Origin of the sequence: Snodgrassella gandavensis (assembly GCF_914768025.1) — a bacterium.
GTDB classification, from domain to species: Bacteria; Pseudomonadota; Gammaproteobacteria; order Burkholderiales; family Neisseriaceae; genus Snodgrassella; species Snodgrassella gandavensis.
Genome location: NZ_CAJZCE010000018.1, coordinates 24,392 through 43,937, shown reverse-complemented (window position 1 = coordinate 43,937; position 19,546 = coordinate 24,392). Strand labels below are relative to the sequence as shown.

Here is a 19,546-nt window from a genome sequence, read left to right as displayed (position 1 = left end):
CCGAAAGACCTCATGAGGCACTAAATAATATGACGCCGATTGAGTATAAAACACTAAAACAAGTAGCATGATTTTCTACGTCTGTTTTGTACTAACTATGGGGTATTTACACTTTGGCTTTGCTGCGGGAAAGTGAACAATAGCTGCCAGACAAAAGAAAAAGCTGCCTTGTCTACAAGGCAGCCTGAAAGGTTGAATACTGAAAATCAGTTTTCAGCCGGTTTGTATTCCTGTGGTGCTTTTTCCAGCAGAGCTTTGATAGATAAACGCACGCGGCCGCGATCATCGATTTCCAGTGCTTTAACTTTTACTTGCTGGCCTATTTGTAGATAATCGCTGACATTTTTTACGCGCTCGTGTGAAATCTGGCTAATGTGTACCAAGCCATCTTTACCCGGCATTACCGATACAATCGCACCAACATTGTTATCCAGAATTTTGATCACTGTACCTTCGTATACTTTGCCAACTTCTACTTCAGCAGTGATCTCTTCAATACGGCGTTTGGCAGCTTCACCTGCTTCGCTGGTGCTGGCTGCAATGGTGATGGTGCCATCTTCGGCGATATTGATTTCGGTACCGGTTTCTGCGGTTAATGCACGGATGGTTTCGCCGCCCTTACCAATGACATCGCGAATTTTGTCCTGATGAATTTTCATGCTAAATAAACGCGGTGCATGGGCGGATAATTCCTGCGGACCTTCTACGGCTTCCTGCATCTGGCTGAGGATTTTCAGGCGGGCTTCTTTGGCCTGAGCCAGAGCAATCTGCATGATCTCTTTGGTAATGCCCTGAATTTTGATGTCCATTTGCAAGGCAGTCACACCGGTAGTGGTACCGGCTACTTTGAAGTCCATATCGCCAAGGTGGTCTTCATCACCCAGAATATCGGTTAAAACGGCAAATTTATTGCCATCCAGTATCAAGCCCATGGCGATACCGGCAACATGACTTTTCAGAGGTACACCGGCATTGAGCAAACTCAGGCAGCCGGCACATACGCTGGCCATGGAAGAAGAACCGTTGGATTCGGTAATTTCTGATACTACGCGCATGGTGTAGCTGAAATCTTCCACTTCAGGCAGAACAGCCAGTAATGCACGTTTTGCCAGTCGGCCATGGCCGATCTCGCGTCGTTTAGGTGCACCCATGCGGCCTACTTCACCAGTTGAATAAGGCGGGAAGTTGTAGTGCAGCATAAAGCGATCGGTATATTCACCGCTCAGGGCATCAATAATCTGCTCGTCACGCTGGGTACCCAAGGTAGCAGTAGCCAGTGACTGGGTTTCACCGCGAGTAAATAAAGCGGAACCATGGGTACGTGGCAATACGCCAGTCTGGATATCAATCGGGCGCACGGTACGGGTATCGCGACCATCGATACGTGGCTGACCTTCAAGAATCTGGCCACGAACCACTTCTTTTTCCAAATCCTTGAAAATACCGCGAATCTGATTGGCGAGTAAGGTATCGGTTTCTTCGGTAATCAGGGCTGCTTCTACTGCTGCCCAAGCTTCATCCAGCTTGGCTGTGCGTGCCTGTTTCTGTTTGATTTTGAACGCTGCATCGATGGTTGCACCAGCCAGCTCGCGTACTTGCGCCACCAAGTTTTCATCTGTAGCCGGTGCCTGCCAGTCCCATACTTCCGGATTCACTTCGTCAGCAAATTCATTAATGGCGCGGATAGCAGCCTGCATCTGTTCATGTCCGAATACCACTGCGCCAAGCATGGTTTCTTCTGATAAAACATCCGCCTCAGATTCAACCATCAGTACTGCTTTTTCAGTACCGGCCACTACTAAATCCAGTTGTGACTGGGCTAGTTGGGCTTTAGTCGGGTTTAGTACATATTCGCCATCTACATAGCCAACGCGGGCAGCACCAATCGGGCCGGCAAAAGGTACACCTGTTAGCAATAGTGCGGCAGAGGCACCTAGCATGGCTGGAATGTCTGAATCTATTTCCGGATCCACTGATACTACCATGGCCACGATCTGGATATCGTTAAAGAAGCCTTCTGGAAATAAAGGACGAATCGGACGGTCAATCAGGCGGCTGGTAAGAATTTCTTTTTCGCTCTGTTTGCCTTCACGTTTGAAAAAGCCACCCGGGATTTTACCAGCGGCATAGGTACGTTCGAGATAGTCTACGGTAAGCGGGAAAAAATCCTGCCCGGGTTTTACTTCCTTAGCTGCGGTAACTGCCACCAGTACTACGGTGTCACCCATGGAAATTTTTACGGCACCGGCCGCCTGACGGGCAATTTCACCGGTTTCTAGGGTAACAGTCTGGTTACCGTACTGGAATGTTTTAATGTGTTTATTAAACATGCTGGACTTTCTGTTCTGTATTTCACAAAAGCCGCACCTGCTAAAAAACCTAACAATGTATACGTGAGTACACATCTACATGGGTAGGGTTTCTGGCTGGGCGAAATTTGCAAAATGATTACTAAATAAGGTTTATACGGGGCTATAACAGCCAATAAATACATTTTGTATTATGGGTAAATTCTAACATATATTTTTTACCTTATCGCAAGCGCGATGACTGTCTGCAGGGAGATGTCTATTTAATTTATATGTTTTTAGTCTTTTTATGACTGAAATGCCAATACTCATTCAAACGTTGAAGTTTTTTATATTTAGCATGTATATAATAAAACTATCTATTTGTATGTTAGAATAAATTTTATTTATGTAAATATTAATAGCTCAACCGAATCTGGCTGTACCTATATTAATATGGAACAATATATGTCTGATCTTGTATATAAAAAACCAACTGACAGTGATGTTTTGTTATCAGTGGTGATGCATCCGGAAGATACCAATGCCAATAATACCATTTTCGGCGGACGTATTCTGGCCTTGATGGATCAGGCAGCCTATGCATGTGCCAGTAAGCATGCACGTGCTGTGACCGTGACTGCGGCTATCAATACAGTTAATTTCCGCACACCGATTTATGTTGGTGATCTGGTATCCATTAAAGCGCGGGTAAATTATGTGGGTAAATCATCCATGATGATTGGTATCCGTGTGGAAGCGGAAAATCTGCTTACCGGAGAAATACGCCACAGTAATTCCAGCTATTTCACTATGGTGGCAATTGATTCTGCTACCAGCAAGCCGCAAACTGTGCCCGGCCTGATTCTGGAAACGCCTAATGAAATCCGCCGCTTTGTGCGCTCGTATACACGTAAGATGGAACAACAGGAAAGTCTGAAAGAATTTCAGGCTAAATCTTTCCATTTGAGTAAAGAACATCTGGACTGGTGTCAGACGCAGAATGCGCGGCTAAATGCTGATTTGTATAATGAAATAGAATGATACAGATTTGTTTGCATTTCTCTTCTGCCGGTGTGTAGTATTGATTTTTCAGCCTTGATTCAAGGCTATTTGCTCTACTTATCACCATCTCCCTGTCTGGCGTTATTGCACAATCGCCAGTATGGATTTGAAATTAATGACTTTAGAGAATTTTTAGCTATTGGCGATAAATACAAAGAAATTAGTAGCCTTAAAAGATTCGTAATTGCTCCAGCAGTGGAACAAATCAATACCAATACTGATTTTAATATTGATATTTCATTTAGAAAATGTAAGCGCGAAATACGCTGGATACAGCTAAGATTTAACCAAAAACAGGAAGCCAAAGCAAAGTGTAAAGCCAGAACCATACAAAACCAAGCGGCAAAACAAAATCGCTTGATTGAAGAACAGAAACAAGCTAACCAAGCCAGTGAACAACAAACAGCAATTGACTGGGAAAATGTTCCGGTTGGCACGATATATCACGACAAGACCGGCAAGCAATGGCAGAAGGAAGTCAGTGGCTTCCTACATTGTTCTGAAGGCAATGCCAGTATTCCTCCTGATCAAATCGGTAAAGCTTTAGCATCAGGGGCACTCATACGCAAAGATGTACCAACGCCACAGAATGCTAAATCCGGGCTGAGCGATGAAGCAAAAAGCCATATCAGGGCTGAAATTGCTAAAAAGATGGTTGATAATCCGGCAACATTCAGTCCAGACATGGCCGCTAGACTTTACTAGGCAATGACAGGCGAACCATTTTAATTGCGGTAGAATCTGTCATGAGTGGGCAGAGGAATCCTTTGTGATTCGCCGTCCTCCTTATGTGGCGGTTACTGCTAACCCTGCCTATTCCCAAGCGTTTAGCTACGCTAAGGGTAGTGGGACTCACTAGCATAAGGAAACATTTAATGTACTCATACACAGGTAAAATTCTGAACCTTGTCGACATTTCCATACCTGAAACAGACAGTACACAATTAAGCCATGATATTCATCAGGCGCTTTGTGAGTTGTCTTAGAGCTTGCAAGGTATGAGTTATCGTGCTTATGCCGCTGCCTGCTCATTCTGGCAGAAGATAAAACGTGGCTTGAAACAGGGACGCTAGAACAATTACAAGCTGTCTGTATCATAAGCGAGCTATTAAATTTTATGGTACATGCTGAAGCGTGATTAAGTCATAGACTGTAAGCTAAACAACAAAAAAGCCCTGCTTGGGGCTTTATTTAATTTCACAAAGATTTTGCAGCTTGTTTCTGTTCATATCGCGCTATCTCATTATCAAACTCTTGTTTTTCTTGTTTGATCCTTTCAACAACAACGGAATAATCGGTACCTTGTAAATAAGGTGGTGCTAATTCAGGACACAGATTATAGACAAGCATATTTATATTAATCATATTACCTAAAGCTGTTCCACATGCATGCACAGTTAGATCAGGGTAAAAATGATATTTATGTCGTAGATCAAGAGCAAATTGATCAAGCGCCTTACCTAATTCATTAGCTCTCTGGTTAATCTCAACTAGTTGCCCATGAGAAAATTCTGATTTGTCCATAACCATTACCAATGATGATTCGCCGCCCCGTTAGGTAATTCAAAAATACCTCCACTATCAGGGTCAAGACAATACGTATAGGCCGCATAATACTGATGAAACCCTATATTAGGAATAAGGCTTTCAGTACAGCGATTATATTGCTGGTTGCACCGGTTAAGCTGACTTACTGATAAACGCAGCAATCCTTCACTATCTTGTTTTTGATTCTGTTTCTTGCTACTCAACATACTCGCTACACTAGAATGCTTTTGGTCAGCAGCGGTAGCAGTTACTGCTGATATACTTAAGCTACCAGTATTGATAGAGAAATTAAACGCTTTAACATCAAAATTCCTCCTATTTGCTGGTAAATAAGTAAATTTATAGTAAATCGAATTAAAATATAAATCAATATGTTGAAGTTTATTTTATTTCAATTTTGTCACATACTTGGTTCATCATAATCCCTATCATTACTCGGCACAATCTCAACCCTTTTAGTTCTCTCCTGATCAGTACCCTGTCGCACGCTCAACCTGTTCTCTACCGTTGTTTTAAGCTTGTTATAGACGTCCCGAAGGCTGTCCATGCCTCGGCCAATTGCCTTTGTTGCTCGCTCAAAGTAGAAAGGTACGATAAGGTATAAAAAAAGCCGTCTTTAAAAAGACGGCTTTTGGTCACACGGGAAATGCTTATTTACGCAGACCCAGACGACCAATCAGTTCGCGATAGGTATCCGGTTTGGTGCGACGAATGTACGCCAGCAAGCGACGACGGGCACTTACCATTTTCAACAGACCACGACGGCTGTGGTGATCTTTTGGATTGGCTTTGAAGTGGCCAGTCAGGTCATTAATACGGAAAGTCAATAACGCGATTTGTACTTCAGAAGAACCAGTGTCTCCTTCGGTACGCTGATAATCTTTAACGATTTGTGCTTTTTGTTCAACAGATAACATGTAATTCACTCTTAAAAAAAGCCTTGCGGCAGACAAGTTGGCCAAGCTAACCATGATGTGATTAACAACTACCAACTCCAGATACGTATTTAACCAGCAGAAGCGGTATTCATCAGGCGCAGTACTTTCAAACGCCCGCTGGCAGTCTGATATTGCACCAGCCCGATAAAGCGCCCATTGGCAGCATAAATACGTAAGGGGCACATTGTGCCATAATTTTGCTCGGAATGCACGGCTAGGCCGTGTTGTAACTGCAAAATATCCTTATCTGTCAGGGTTACCGCCGGAAAATGTTGCACCAGTACATCACAAGGTAACAGCCAGTTATCGCGCGCTGTTTCATCCATGCTGCTGATGGCAGCCAGTGAATGTGTCTCTTCAATCGCAAAGCCGGCGGTAGCGGTACGCCGCAATGCGGTCAGATGCGCTACTGTGCCCATGTGTTTGGCCATATCTTCGGCGAGGGTACGGATATAGGTACCCTTGCTGCAACGCACACTTATTATCAATCTGGGAAAGGTAAATTCCAGAATATCTATCTGGTAAATAGTTACCTGCCGGCTTTTACGTTCGATGGTGATGCCGGCACGGGCATATTCATACAGGGGTTTACCCTGATGTTTGATGGCAGAGTACATGGGCGGGGTTTGGGTAATTTCACCGCTAAAGGCTGCGATTGCTGCCTGTACCTGCGCCAGTGTGATATCGGTATCAGCAGTGGCCACAATTTCACCCTCTGCATCGCCGGTACTGGTGGCTACTCCAAGCTGCAAAGTAGCTATATAAGCTTTGTCGGCATCCAGTAAATACTGGGCAAATTTGGTGGCTTCGCCAAAACATACGGGCAACAGGCCAGTAGCCAGCGGGTCGAGTACGCCGGTGTGGCCAGCCTTGGCAGCACCATATAAAAATCGCGCCCGCTGTAACGCGCTATTACTACTCATACCGCTGTCTTTATCCAGCAACAGCACTCCATTAAGGGCGCGTTTGCGCCGGCTAATCTGGGTATTCATGATGATTCTGATGTAATCCGATTTCAGAGTAATTAAGCGTGCGCATCATAACATGCTTTATATGGCTGTTTGTGCAGACGGGGATGGTAGATGCTTCTTATGCTTAGATTGGATTAATTTTGCATATTGCCTTATTTTCTTAATTTTGGTGTAACTCTCGTTATGCTGGTTCTGAATCATATTGGCTGATTTTTTACTTTGATGCTACTCAATTGGAAATGAATAATTGAAATTTATTATAAATTCCTGTGCAAATATTGGTTCCGGCAGTAATTAACTCTTACGTAAATGCTTTGTTAGCGTTACAATTATTTAAGTTTTACTGCTGGTATTGCACTAATACATCTGTCAGAATAACTGCCGGTGTATGACTGCATTCAATCCTGACTTAAACGACAATTAGCCTGTGTGATGGAAAGATTCACACCATTAAATAATCTATTTGTCATTTTTATTCAGGATGATGTTAACACTGGCATTGATTCTGTCCAGTGATTGATTTTTTGTTGTACCGGTCTGACAGTCTGATAACAGAAATAAACAGACCAAACACTTCTATCTTTACTGATGAAAAGGGTTCATTATGAAAGCAGCCGTAGTAACAAAAGATAAAAAAGTTGCCATTCAGGACAAAGCTGTACGTCCGCTGAAAGCCAATGAAGCGTTACTGAAAATGGAATGTTGCGGGGTTTGCCACACTGATTTGCATGTTAAAAATGCAGATTTTGGTGACGTTACCGGTGTCACTTTGGGGCATGAAGGTATCGGGGTGGTTACTGCTGTAGGTGAAGATGTTACTTCTTTAAAAGTGGGCGACCGTGCCAGTGTTGCCTGGTTCTTTGAGGGCTGCGGACATTGTGAATATTGTAATAGCGGCCGTGAAACGTTCTGCCGTGAAGTTAAAAATGCCGGTTATACGGTAGATGGTGGCATGGCAGAAGAATGTATTGTGGTTGCAGACTATGCAGTTAAAGTACCGGATGGTTTGAGTTCTGAAGCAGCCAGCAGTATTACCTGTGCTGGTGTAACTACTTACAAGGCAATTAAGGTTTCTCATATTCAGCCTGGCCAGTGGATTGCGATTTATGGTCTGGGCGGTTTGGGTAATCTGGCTTTGCAATACGCCAAGAATGTTTTCAATGCCAAAGTAATTGCCATTGATGTAAATGACAAACAACTGGAGCTGGCACGGGAAATGGGTGCAGATATGACCCTGAATCCGGCCAAAGAAAAAGTAGAAGACATCATTCAGGAAAAAGTGGGCGGTGCTTATGCAGCCGTGGTTACGGCGGTTGCCAAATCAGCTTTTAATTCTGCTGTAGCCGCTGTACGCGCAGGCGGACGTATTGTTGCGGTGGCTCTGCCGGTAGACACCATGGATCTGAATATTCCGCGTCTGGTACTGGACGGTATTGAGGTGGTAGGTTCTCTGGTAGGTACACGTGAAGATTTGCGTGAAGCCTTCCAGTTTGGTGCTGAAGGTAAAGTGGTACCGAAAGTAACCTTGCGCCCTCTGGAAGACATCAATGATATTTTTGATGAAATGACTGCCGGTAAATTCACTGGCCGTATGGTTATTGATTTCAAAAATGCCTGATTTAAGCTAATCAGCAAAAAAGCCATAGTTTTACTATGGCTTTTTTGTTAACAATAACTCGAATGAGATTAACAGGCTTCTCCTACCTGTACACCGTTGAAGGTATCCTGCGCTGAAGCGAGGCTGGCCACTAGCTGCTGTGCAGCCTGAAATTCGGGTGTTTGCATAGTGGCGCAGTATTGTGCTGCGGTACCACTGCCGGCAATCATTTGCCAACGTTGTGCCAGACGGCTGGTATCCGGCCAGACAAAACCGTCCAGCAGTTTATCCACCCAGTCAGGCTTGTTACATACCAGCGCAATGTCACAACCAGCAGCAAAAGCATGTGCTGCACGCTGTTTAATATTACCAGCGCTACTGGCACCTTCCATGGTAAGGTCATCAGAAAAAATCACGCCATCAAACTGCATTTTGTCGCGCAGAATTTCTTCTAGCCAGATAGTGGAAAATCCGGCCGGCTCGGTTGGATCTATTCTCGGATACACTACATGTGCCGGCATTAGTGCTGGCATGCCATGATGAATCAAATCTTTGAATGGCTGAATATCATCTGCCCATAATTCTTCCCAGCTACGGTTATCCACAGGCATAGTCAGATGGCTATCACCACTGGCGGCACCATGACCGGGAAAATGCTTACCACAGCAAGCCATGCCACCATATGCCAGACCACGCTGCAAGGCAATCGCCAGAGCGCTCACTACGGCAGGCTGCTGATGAAAACTGCGATTACCGATAACGGCACACTCGCCCCAGTCAAGGTCCAGCACCGGTGTAAATGACAAATCTATCCCACATGCACGTAATTCAGTAGCCAGTACCCAGCCTACTGTTTCAGCCATTTTATCGGCCATTGCTGCGCCATGCTGTTCCCAGCACTGTCCTAGAGTACGCATTGCCGGTAATCGGGTAAATTCCGGAATAAAGCGTTGTACCCGCCCGCCCTCATGATCAACAGCCACGATTAGTTCTGGGGTTCGTAAGGCCTTGATTTCTGCAACCAGTCTGGTTAGTTGTGCCTGGGACTGATAATTGCGTCGGAACAAAATTACTCCGCCGATTGCTGGGTGGGATAAACGTTCACGTTCTGCGGCACTGAGCTGAAACGCTGCTACATCAGCCATAACAGGGCCACGTGCTAATGCTTTGGGTGGTGCTGACAACATAAATTTATTCCAGAAAAATATATAAATGAATTAACTATCCAGCCAGATTAAGTGTTAATTTCTCACCATGATTGAATCAATTGAATACAGATAGAGCTGTATATTGATGTGAATTGACCGCCTGATTAAACCTGTAGTCACACAGGCAATAAGACATTGCAACCAGATATCTATTTTATGCCGCATATCAGGGTAGCATCAGGGCAACAAACAGTGTGTTACTGGCACGTCTGATTAGCAGTGGTACACTTTTACCACTGGCTGCTACCGCCTGTTCGAAATCATTTTCATCATGCACCAGTTTTTGGCCAACGGCCACAATGATATCGCCACGACGTAAATCTACCTGTGCAGCCAGTCCGCTGACTTCTTCTATTACCAGTCCTTTAGTTGTTGCCTGTAAGGTTAGGCCAAGTTTCTGCTCGGTAAAATTGGTGCCGTCGGTGGGCGTCGTAACGGCACTGGCAGCAGTGGATGGATTAGTGATGGCCGGAGACATATTATCCAGTACGACTTTGATTTCTTCTTTTTTGCCTTTACGCCAGATACCCAGAATAATCTGTTTACCCGGTTGCAATAAGCCAACTCTAACTGGTAAATCACTGGAATTATCTAGCCGTTCACCATTCACGCTTTCCACAATATCGCCTATTAACAAACCGGCTTTGGCTGCCGGTCCGCCGGCAACAACCTGAGTAATCAGTGCTCCGTTGGCTTTATCCAAACCAAAAGATTTCGCCAGATTGTAGTTAACTTCCTGAATGACTACACCCAGACGGCCGCGCTGTACTTTACCTGTTGTTTTCAACTGTTCAGCCACATTCATGGCCACATCAATCGGAATAGCAAAGGATATACCCATAAATCCGCCACTGCGACTGTATATCTGTGAATTAATCCCGACTACCTGCCCTTTCAGATTAAACAGTGGCCCACCCGAATTGCCCGGATTGATGGCCACATCAGTCTGGATAAACGGGGTGTAATTCTCGTCTGGCAGGCTGCGCCCTTTAGCAGAAACGATACCGGCAGTCACACTGTTATCAAAACCAAACGGTGCTCCGATTGCAGCCACCCACTCCCCTACTTTCAGGTCTTTGGGATTACCCGGCTGCACCACGGGTAATTCACCGGCACTGATTTTTAATAATGCAACATCAGACTGGATATCAGCGCCAATCAATCTGGCCTGAAATTCACGTTTATCATTCAGTAATACCTTGATGTTGTTCATGCCATTGACGACATGGGTATTGGTGAGAATATAGCCGTCTTTGCTGATGATGAAACCGGAACCAAAATTGAATTCATCATCATTTGCCTGCGGCGTTTGCGGTACCTTGGGTAAAAGATATTTGAAGTATTCGTAAAATGGATCGTTATCAGGTAAAGCATCTGAGCTAACTTCGCTGTCACCATCAATATTGCGATTGTCACGCGTTGCCTGAATATTCACTACCGCCGGCCCCTGCTGGTCAACTAGCTGGGTAAAATCAGGCAATAACAAGGCTACCTGATTATTGTTGCCATCAGTACCCGCAGGAATTTCCTTCACAAAACTCTGATTGGAATTTTCTTTACCCAACCAGTGTTTCAGTCTGTCACAACCAGCTACCGCCAACAACATCAACATAATTGCGGTCAACATATATTTGCGATTTATCCGCATCAACTTCCCTATCTTGTTTGTTTTCTTACATAAGCGGTTATGAATAATATTGTAACGAAAAGAGGCGTTAAATTACATAATCAGACAGTTAAAGTTGTCTTTGCCGGATATTCGCACAAATCATTAATCAAACAGTGCTCGCACATAGGTTTACGCGCTTTACATGTGTAACGTCCATGTAAAATCAGCCAGTGGTGCGCATCTACCCTGAATTGTTTGGGTACTACCTGCATTAATTTATCCTCCACTTCACGCACAGTTTTGCCCGGTGCAAGGGCTGTGCGGTTACATACGCGAAAAATATGGGTATCAACTGCAATCGTTGGCTGGCCAAATGCCGTATTCAGCACCACATTGGCAGTTTTGCGCCCTACTCCCGGTAAAGCCTCCAGTTGCTCCCGGGTTTGCGGCACTTCTCCATCATACTGCTGCACCAGAATCTGACAGGTTTCCAGCACATGTTTGGCTTTGGTTTTGTATAGACCAATGGTGCGAATGCTGGCCATGATTTTATCTATACCTAAAGCCAGCATGGCTTCTGCCGTTGGTGCTAACTGAAACAAATGCACGGTACATTTATTCACGGATACATCCGTAGCCTGAGCTGAGAGCATCACCGCAATTAATAATTCAAACGGCGAGTGAAATATCAGTTCTGTGGTCGGATGCGGACAGGCGGCCTGCAAACGGGTAAAAATTTCCTTACGTTTATGTGCATTCATGAGATTCGACTATGATCTGTTTTTTTGTTGCTGACGAAACTGCCAGGGTGCAATTGCTCGCGCATTGTGCCACAAACCAAGTCGTTTTTGGCGTGCCTGAAGCTGGGCATCCTGATAACGGCTAAAACCAAAGCGATCCTGCTGTTTTTGGGCAATTGAGGCGTAATGCCAAGCATAACCCTGCTGCACCATCCATAAATTAATATCTACATTTTTCAGCATAATCTGGCCAACCTCGCGCTGATACTGGTCGACAGCAACAACATTGACAACCACAGACTGGCCTTCAATACATGCCTTTAAGGCGTCACGACTGGCAATCCCGTAGGCCTGCTTTATTTCTGGCGCATCTATATTAGCCAGCCGCACCTTATGCATGTGTCCATCTCTATCCTTGATATGTACTGTATCTCCATCATGCACGCTATCAACGCTACCAGAATATTGCCCTTTACTGGCTACTGCCCATTTTTTAGCCCTGTTACCTGCTGGCTTACCATTGAACATGTCCTGCACAGAACGCACAATACTATCGGCTTTATGGATCCAGTCTTCTAGTGGCGCAATCATGCTGTCCGGTAACCAGACTTTGGCTACCGTCAGAATAACTGCTATCCACAGCAGAAGTTTACGCCATTTAGTCAAAATTTTTTGCCTTTTATGCATTTATCAGAAAACCATATCTTGAATATGTTTGGCCAGATTAACAGGCCGCCACCAGTTGCTGCCGGCTATGCTGACAACAGGACAGGTGCTTCAAACAACAGCAGCCAGTCACCCTTTTTAAGGCAACTGGCTGCGCAAATATTAATTCAAACAATTATTACACACTTGTGCCGCAGCAAATTCAGACTTTGGCCGTTAATACCTGAACGCCACTGCTGCAACCCAGCACCAGCAAATCAGCTGCGTGATGGGTAAACAAACCATTGTCTACCACGCCAGGTATACCGTTAATCGCATCTTCCATTTTAATCGGTTCGTTCAGGTTCAGATTGGCTACATCCAGAATCTGATTGCCGTTATCGGTGGTAAAACCCAAACGCAATTCCGGTTCGCCGCCCAGCTTCAACAGTCTGCGTGCTACCAGTGAACGGGCATTTGGCCTGACTTCCACCGGCAGCGGCACATGACCAAGGCGGCTAGTGTACTTGCTTTCATCGGCAATACAAATGAATTTTTCAGCAGCGCTGGCCACAATTTTTTCATTTAACAATGCGCCACCACCGCCTTTAATCATCTGCAATAAATGATTAATTTCATCTGCACCATCAACATACAAGGGCAAACCATTGACTTCATTCAGAGTGACTTCAGGAATACCAAAGCTTTTCAAAGCTTCACTGGTCTGGACAGAAGTGGAAACCGCACCTTTGATTCTTTTTCTGCTTTGCGCCAGCGCTTCAATAAAGAAACGTACAGTCGAACCAGTACCCACCCCCAAATATTCGTTTTCCTGTACATATTCTACTGCTTTTTCAGCGGCCTGACGCTTCAGCTCATCTTGTGCTGTCATACTTACTGCTCCTTATTTATTCCATTCAATGTTCAGACAATATTTATCTACATAAAAAAATTATAGCTCAAGCTCATATCAGATTAAACTGCTGTCAGTAAGACAATGGCTTGAGCTTCAATAGCTTCTTCCCGTCCCAGATAACCTAATTTCTCATTGGTTTTACCCTTAATATTCACCGCTTCAAGGGGCAGATTCAGGTCGGAAGCAATGTGCATTCGCATCTGATCTATATAAGGACGCAATTTTGGCCGCTGAGCAATCACCGTACTGTCGATATTGACTACCCGCCAGCCAGCAGCCTGCACAGCGGCATATGCACCACGCAACAGTACGCGGCTGTCTGCGTCTTTATTCGCTGCTGCGGTATCCGGATAAAGTTTACCGATATCACCTAAAGCCGCTGCACCCAGCAGCGCATCGGTAATGGCATGCAATAGCGCATCGGCATCAGAATGACCAAGCAAGCCTTTATCAAAGGGAATATTTACCCCGCCCAGTAACAGCGGCCTGCCAGCAACGAGCTGATGAACATCATAGCCCTGCCCGATTCTTATCGAATTCATTCAACGGTTTCCTGCTGTAAAAAATAGGTGGCTAATAAAGCATCCTGTGCACTGGTTAATTTCAGGTTACAGACATCGCCAGGTACCAGCAAAGGCGCCAAGCCGAGTGCTTCCACAGCGGAAGATTCATCTGTTATCACATCCAGATCCGCCTGTGCCAGTGCTCTGGCCAGAATACCGGCACGGAACATTTGTGGTGTTTGCGCCTGCCACAAACCTGCTCTACTCACCGTACAGCATACATGCTGCGCTGCATCAGCCTGCTTCAGGGTATCGGCCACTGGCAACGCCAGCAACCCGCCTACGGTATGATTATGTACGGCTGCAAGCAGACGCTGTACCGAATCAGCACTCACACAGCAACGGGCTGCATCATGTACCAGTAGCCAATCATCATCCTGTAAACCAAACTGCTGCTGTGCATGCGTAATACCATTGCGCACAGTCTGCGCACGCGTAGCACCGCCACAACGCAGAATATGGACATTCGGCGGTAACGCTGCTGCTGGATAGATGGCATCGATATAAGCATCCTGTTCAGAAACCACAATCAGCAGTAAATCAATTGCCCTGATTTGTGCCAGCCGCGACACGGTATGCTCCAAAACAGTTTTACCAGCCAGACTAACATATTGTTTCGGACACGCAGCACCAAAGCGTGCACCGATACCGGCGGCAGGAATCAGCACCACATGGCGAGTCATGCAGGTTTATCCTCAGTATCCTGCTGCCACTGCCGCCAGACACAGGGCGCGCCAGCAATTTTGTCCAATTCCTGCAAATAGGCTTCATGTTCAGCCAGTTCTTCGCTGCTGGGTGTGACTACCGGTAGCGCTGCATGTTTAATCTGATACTGGCTGCCGGCTGCCGGATTATTGCTGGCAGTGGTTGTAGCCATCAGTTCATCCACCAGACTGAACTGACTACGCGTCATGGCCAGATAAACTTCACCCAGTAGTTCGCAGTCAATCAGTGCGCCATGCAGTACACGCTTGCTGCGGTCAACTTCCAGACGCGTACACAATGCATCCAGCGAATTCTTCTGCCCCGGATATCTGTCCCGTGCCATTTTGAGGGTATCAGTGATATCGCTGGTAATACTTTCGACATCGGGCATGCCCAGACGGCTAAACTCCATGTTCAGAAAACCAACGTCAAACGTGGCATTATGAATAATCAACTCGGCACCACGTATATAATCGGCAATCTGCTGCGCTACTTCAGCAAATACCGGTGCATTCATTTCATTCAGCTTTTCCAGCGTAATTCCGTGCACCGCCACAGCTTCTTCAGGGATATCACGCTCAGGATTAACATACAAATGCAGGTTGTTACCAGTAAGACGCCGGTCTATCATTTCCACGCCGGCAAACTCAATCAGACGGTCGCCATTGCTTGCCGACAGGCCAGTGGTTTCAGTATCGAGAATAATTTGACGCATATTGATGCTATAAGCGGTTGAATACCGCAGACCTAAAACAACGATAATACTAAAAATCTATTACTGCGCATACCTGCCAGTAATAGCCAGCAGCAGATTTACTTTCCGACCCAGCCAGACTTACCGCAGTAACAGACTGAATAATCACGAAAGTGGAATTTTAGCAGTCTATGCAGACACAACCAGCAAATTTGCCAGATAAATGTCATATTAGCAACTAACCAACAACCACAACACCATTTTTATTGCTATTAAAATCAGTCATATAAATATAAATTGGTGTTATTTCCATAAATAATAATAACTATCATTTGCAATTAGAAACCAATTTGTTTATGATGCACTTATGTTCACGCAACAACACAAATATTGACAGATAACCTGTTGAAGCAGCTGAACATGTAAACCGATTTTAAAATAAATTGTTGCCCTCGCAACAATTTATTATGCAGTTAATTATTGGTAGTGGTTTGTGTTCCTTTTTGCGCCCCTTTTTTAGGGGCGATTTTTTTCTGACTATTTAATCAAACACCGAGCCCGATTAATCAGCATCTGCGCAGTCATAGGCCAGCTATCATAGCCAGCGCACAAACAGACAAATCAGTACCGGTATTACTGCGGCTGATAGCGCCCGGCCATGGCTTGATAAATCAGATTTTCATTCTGCAAAACATTATAACGATTATTCAATACATTCTGTGCCGAAGAATATTGTGTATTCAATGCATCCAGCCAGTCACTGAGCGGATTGGCACCATATTGATAGCGCGTATGGTAATAGCGGCTATTTTTCAAATCATACTGATATTTCTGCTCAGTATTAGCCAGAGTGGCACGGCTAAGCGTGTATTGCTGGTAATAACGCGCCACTTCATTGAGTGCCGTAGTCAACGATTGTTCGAAAGTTAATTTCGCACTCTCAAAATCAGCCTTGGCCTGTTTATTTTGCCAATACAGGGTTTGCCAGTCGAGAAACGGCAGATTCACATTAACGCCCGCTGTACCGATAGGAAAATGCAAGGCTGAAGTGGCCGTATTAGAACTCGAATTAACCACAGTACTCAGGCTGATGCCCGGATACCAGCTTCGCCGCGTAGCCTGTTGACTGGCATAGGCAGACTGTAAACGATACTCGGCCGCACGTAAATCAGGGCGGTTGGCCAGTACAGACAACGGCACATCCAGACTCACCTCACCAAAATGAATCTGATTTAATGGTGTCGGCCGGATATCTGTTGCTTCATTCGGGCGCTGATTCAGTAAATTATGCAAATTTTGCACGACTTCTACCCGGTTCTGTTGCAGTGAAGTCAGGCTGTTTTCGGCATTCAGTAACGATTGATTGGCATTGGTGGCATTAATACTGCTCACCTTGCCTACTTGATATTGTGCCTGAGCAATACGCGCAATCTGCCGGTACTGCTCAACACTGTCTTCAGTGAGGCTGATGGCACCATCAATATAAGCCAGATGAAAATAGTTATCCACCACACTGTTAATCAGCGACAGCCGGCTGGCGGCCATATCCTGCTCACTGGCGTGATACCGCCAGATGGCCGCATTGGTATTGGTTCGCATTTTCTGCCACACATCCAGTTCATAGCTTAAGCCAAGCTGTCCGCTAAAGTTACGGCTAGACGCACCGCCATGTTTGAGGTCTTTAGAGCTGCTGGCACCAAGTGAACCATTGGCTTTGGGAAATAAATCCACGCCAGTCAGCCGGGCACTGTAGCGCGCTTTTTCTGCGGTTAACGCCGCCTGACGTAAATCAGTATTATTGGCCAGTGCCGTGCTGATTAGCTGATTCAATGTGGCATCCTGATAGATTTCCCACCAGTTTGCATTAACCTGATATTGCGCAGCAATTTCTGCACTGCTTAACATTCCGGCTTTACGCAGGCTTTGCTGCGGATAGGAAGTATGCGTAGCACAGCCAGCCAACAGTACGCTTAAACTGAACACCAATACAGCGGTGCTGCTTTTCACAGAAATATTTTTCATCATGGTTACTTTAAATTCTAGTGGCAGCCGAATCAGGTTCGATAAATACAGCCACCGCAAACATCTACCTACAACTGCTATTACCGGAAAAAACAGACTCAATCACGTGACAATGCATCAATCGGATTCAGTTGCGAAGCCCGTTTTGCCGGCATAAAGCCAAACAATACCCCAATCACAGTGGAACACAGTACCGCCATGACAATAGAAAGCGTTGAAAACGACATAGCAAAATCGTTGGCCACAAGATTAAACAGCATACTGATAGCAAAAGAAAACAATACGCCTACCACCCCGCCAATCAGACAAATCAGCACCGCCTCAATCAGAAACTGCTCAAGAATATTGTGCTGACGCGCCCCGATGGCCATACGGATACCAATTTCCTTTACCCGCTCGGTTACCGACACCAGCATGATATTCATCACCCCGATACCGCCCACCACCAGTGAAATCAGGGCAATGCTGGAAATCAGCAGAGTCATGGTACCGGTGGTGCTTTCAATGGTTTGCTTGATGGTATCACTGTTACGGGTAAAAAAGTCTTCCGTGCCATGACGGGCTTTCAGCAATTCAATAATACCTTTTTCGGCCGTTTGCGAATTAACATTATCTTTTACCTTTACCGTTACCGAAGTAATGTATTTCGAACCGGAAATCCGATTCATCAGCGTAGTATAGGGGGTATAGAGTTGCAAACTGTCACTATCCATAAAGCCATTATTGTTCGGTGCCGTCACCCCTATCACCCGCAATGGCCGCTTATTAAACAAAATCACCTGCCCCAGTGGATTAGTGCCATCAGCAAACAGCTTGTTTTTGGTGTTGTTATCAATCACCACCACCTGACCATTCTGAGTAACATCATCTTCATTAAACAGACTGCCAACAGCAATTTTAATACCGCGTACATCGAAATACTGGTCACCCACCCCATATAGCTGCGCAGAAAGTGACTGATTATCATATGTTAACGTACCACTGGTACTTACTCCCGGAGTAACACTGTCAACATAATCCTGCTGTTTCAAAGTTTCCGCATCGCCCACAGTCAGGGTTTTAATCCGGGACGAACGGCGATCACCAAACCCATAGCCCGGATAAACCGTAACCGTATTTGTGCCCATAGCATTAATGTTTTCCAGAATTTTTGCCTGCGAACCACGCCCCAGCGCCACCACCGAAACCACCGAAGCAATACCGATGATAATCCCAAGCATGGTGAGAAAGGAGCGCATCTTATGTGCCATAATTGCCTGAATGGACATGCGAAACGACTCAAATAGCTGGTCGCGGTAAAAATGCCAGGAATTACGCTCTGCAATACTTTCAATGTTGCTGGGAGAGATATTTGTATTCTTGCTGTGGTCGGCGATAATGCGCCCGTCGCGTATTTCAATTACCCGATTGGCATTGGCAGCAATAGTTGGATCATGAGTTACCATTACAATGGTATGACCCGCATCATGCAGTTTGTGCAGAATTTCCATCACATTTTGCCCGCTGCCGGTATCCAGTGCACCGGTAGGTTCATCTGCAAGAATGATTTCACCACCATTCATCAGTGCCCGGGCAATACTGACCCGCTGCTGCTGGCCTCCAGAAAGTTCATTGGGGCGATTTTCTTCCTTACCGGCCAGCCCGAGCTGCGCCAGCAACTCATCTGCCCGTTTCAGCCGTTCGCCATGTTCCATACCAGCATACACAGCCGGCAGCGCCACATTTTCGCGGGCAGTTAACGAACTGAGCAAATTATAACGCTGAAAAATAAAACCAAAGCTACGACGGCGCAAAGCAGCCTGCTCGTCCGCAGTCATGGCCGCGGTTTCCACACCATCAATCCTGTATGAACCGCTGGATGGCACATCCAGACAACCAATGATATTCATCAGGGTAGATTTACCGGAGCCAGACTGGCCGATAATGGCCACAAAATCGCCTTTTTCGATACTCAGGTTGATATCCTTTAGCACCTGTACCCGGTTTTCACCATGGCCAAACCAGCGATTAATTGCCTTAATTTCCAATAAACTCATG

At 45.5% G+C, this 19,546-nt stretch carries 17 protein-coding genes; 3 read left to right on the top strand and 14 right to left on the bottom strand.

Annotation, left to right across the window (positions count from 1 at the left end; translation table 11 throughout):
* Nucleotides 1-206: 206 nt before the first annotated feature.
* The gene (pnp, locus tag MJ764_RS10680) at nt 207-2,330 is read right to left on the bottom strand and encodes a polyribonucleotide nucleotidyltransferase (RefSeq protein WP_239326865.1); all 2,124 of its coding nucleotides are present in this window, start codon (nt 2,328-2,330) and stop codon (nt 207-209) included.
* Between the two features lie 426 nt (nt 2,331-2,756).
* On the opposite strand from pnp, the gene MJ764_RS10675 reads away from it, so the two are divergent.
* The gene (locus MJ764_RS10675) at nt 2,757-3,332 is read left to right on the top strand and encodes an acyl-CoA thioesterase (RefSeq protein WP_239326863.1); all 576 of its coding nucleotides are present in this window, start codon (nt 2,757-2,759) and stop codon (nt 3,330-3,332) included.
* A gap of 54 nt (nt 3,333-3,386) precedes the next feature.
* A complete protein-coding gene (locus MJ764_RS10670) occupies nt 3,387-4,058 on the top strand; it encodes a replication initiation protein (RefSeq protein ID WP_239326861.1) in 672 nt (223 codons plus the stop codon).
* Between the two features lie 492 nt (nt 4,059-4,550).
* On the opposite strand, the gene MJ764_RS10665 is transcribed toward MJ764_RS10670, so the two are convergent.
* The 3 genes from MJ764_RS10665 to truB all read right to left on the bottom strand — a co-directional run bounded on the left by MJ764_RS10665 (nt 4,551) and on the right by truB (nt 6,831).
* Nucleotides 4,551-4,877, bottom strand: a complete 327-nt coding sequence (locus tag MJ764_RS10665) for a hypothetical protein (RefSeq protein WP_100114241.1) — start codon at nt 4,875-4,877, stop codon at nt 4,551-4,553.
* 674 nt (nt 4,878-5,551) lie between these two features.
* Nucleotides 5,552-5,818, bottom strand: coding sequence for a 30S ribosomal protein S15 (gene rpsO / locus MJ764_RS10660; protein WP_100090079.1), 267 nt, complete (start codon nt 5,816-5,818; stop codon nt 5,552-5,554).
* Nucleotides 5,819-5,907: 89 nt separating this feature from the next.
* Nucleotides 5,908-6,831: a tRNA pseudouridine(55) synthase TruB gene (gene truB, locus MJ764_RS10655; RefSeq protein WP_239326859.1), complete on the bottom strand. Its 924-nt coding sequence runs from the start codon at nt 6,829-6,831 to the stop codon at nt 5,908-5,910.
* A gap of 583 nt (nt 6,832-7,414) precedes the next feature.
* On the opposite strand from truB, the gene adhP reads away from it, so the two are divergent.
* The gene (gene adhP / locus MJ764_RS10650) at nt 7,415-8,428 is read left to right on the top strand and encodes an alcohol dehydrogenase AdhP (protein ID WP_037406309.1); all 1,014 of its coding nucleotides are present in this window, start codon (nt 7,415-7,417) and stop codon (nt 8,426-8,428) included.
* 68 nt (nt 8,429-8,496) lie between these two features.
* Here adhP and nagZ read toward each other — a convergent pair whose 3' ends face one another.
* From nagZ to MJ764_RS10600, 10 genes are all read right to left on the bottom strand, one after another.
* Nucleotides 8,497-9,594, bottom strand: a complete 1,098-nt coding sequence (nagZ, locus tag MJ764_RS10645) for a beta-N-acetylhexosaminidase (RefSeq protein WP_239326857.1) — start codon at nt 9,592-9,594, stop codon at nt 8,497-8,499.
* Nucleotides 9,595-9,781: 187 nt separating this feature from the next.
* Entirely contained in the window at nt 9,782-11,257 is a 1,476-nt protein-coding gene (locus tag MJ764_RS10640) for a DegQ family serine endoprotease (protein WP_420853956.1), read from the bottom strand.
* A gap of 86 nt (nt 11,258-11,343) precedes the next feature.
* Nucleotides 11,344-11,985, bottom strand: coding sequence for an endonuclease III (gene nth / locus MJ764_RS10635; protein WP_239326853.1), 642 nt, complete (start codon nt 11,983-11,985; stop codon nt 11,344-11,346).
* Nucleotides 11,986-11,994: 9 nt separating this feature from the next.
* Nucleotides 11,995-12,630, bottom strand: a complete 636-nt coding sequence (locus MJ764_RS10630; protein ID WP_239326851.1) for a thermonuclease family protein — start codon at nt 12,628-12,630, stop codon at nt 11,995-11,997.
* A 202-nt stretch (nt 12,631-12,832) separates the two neighbouring features.
* On the bottom strand, nt 12,833-13,501 hold the full coding sequence (gene rpiA, locus MJ764_RS10625; protein ID WP_239326849.1) for a ribose-5-phosphate isomerase RpiA: 669 nt from the start codon (nt 13,499-13,501) through the stop codon (nt 12,833-12,835).
* Between the two features lie 83 nt (nt 13,502-13,584).
* Nucleotides 13,585-14,067, bottom strand: coding sequence for a 2-C-methyl-D-erythritol 2,4-cyclodiphosphate synthase (gene ispF, locus MJ764_RS10620; protein ID WP_239326847.1), 483 nt, complete (start codon nt 14,065-14,067; stop codon nt 13,585-13,587).
* Nucleotides 14,064-14,771 carry a 2-C-methyl-D-erythritol 4-phosphate cytidylyltransferase gene (ispD, locus tag MJ764_RS10615; RefSeq protein ID WP_239326845.1) on the bottom strand — a complete coding sequence of 236 codons (708 nt, stop codon included), beginning with the start codon at nt 14,769-14,771 and terminating at the stop codon, nt 14,064-14,066. Before ispD ends, ispF begins: the two co-directional genes overlap by 4 nt.
* A complete protein-coding gene (gene dnaQ, locus MJ764_RS10610) occupies nt 14,768-15,514 on the bottom strand; it encodes a DNA polymerase III subunit epsilon (RefSeq protein ID WP_239326871.1) in 747 nt (248 codons plus the stop codon). Before dnaQ ends, ispD begins: the two co-directional genes overlap by 4 nt.
* 606 nt (nt 15,515-16,120) lie before the next feature.
* Entirely contained in the window at nt 16,121-17,512 is a 1,392-nt protein-coding gene (locus MJ764_RS10605; protein ID WP_239326843.1) for a TolC family protein, read from the bottom strand.
* Nucleotides 17,513-17,607: 95 nt separating this feature from the next.
* Entirely contained in the window at nt 17,608-19,545 is a 1,938-nt protein-coding gene (locus MJ764_RS10600; RefSeq protein WP_239326841.1) for a MacB family efflux pump subunit, read from the bottom strand.
* Nucleotide 19,546: the final 1 nt, after the last annotated feature.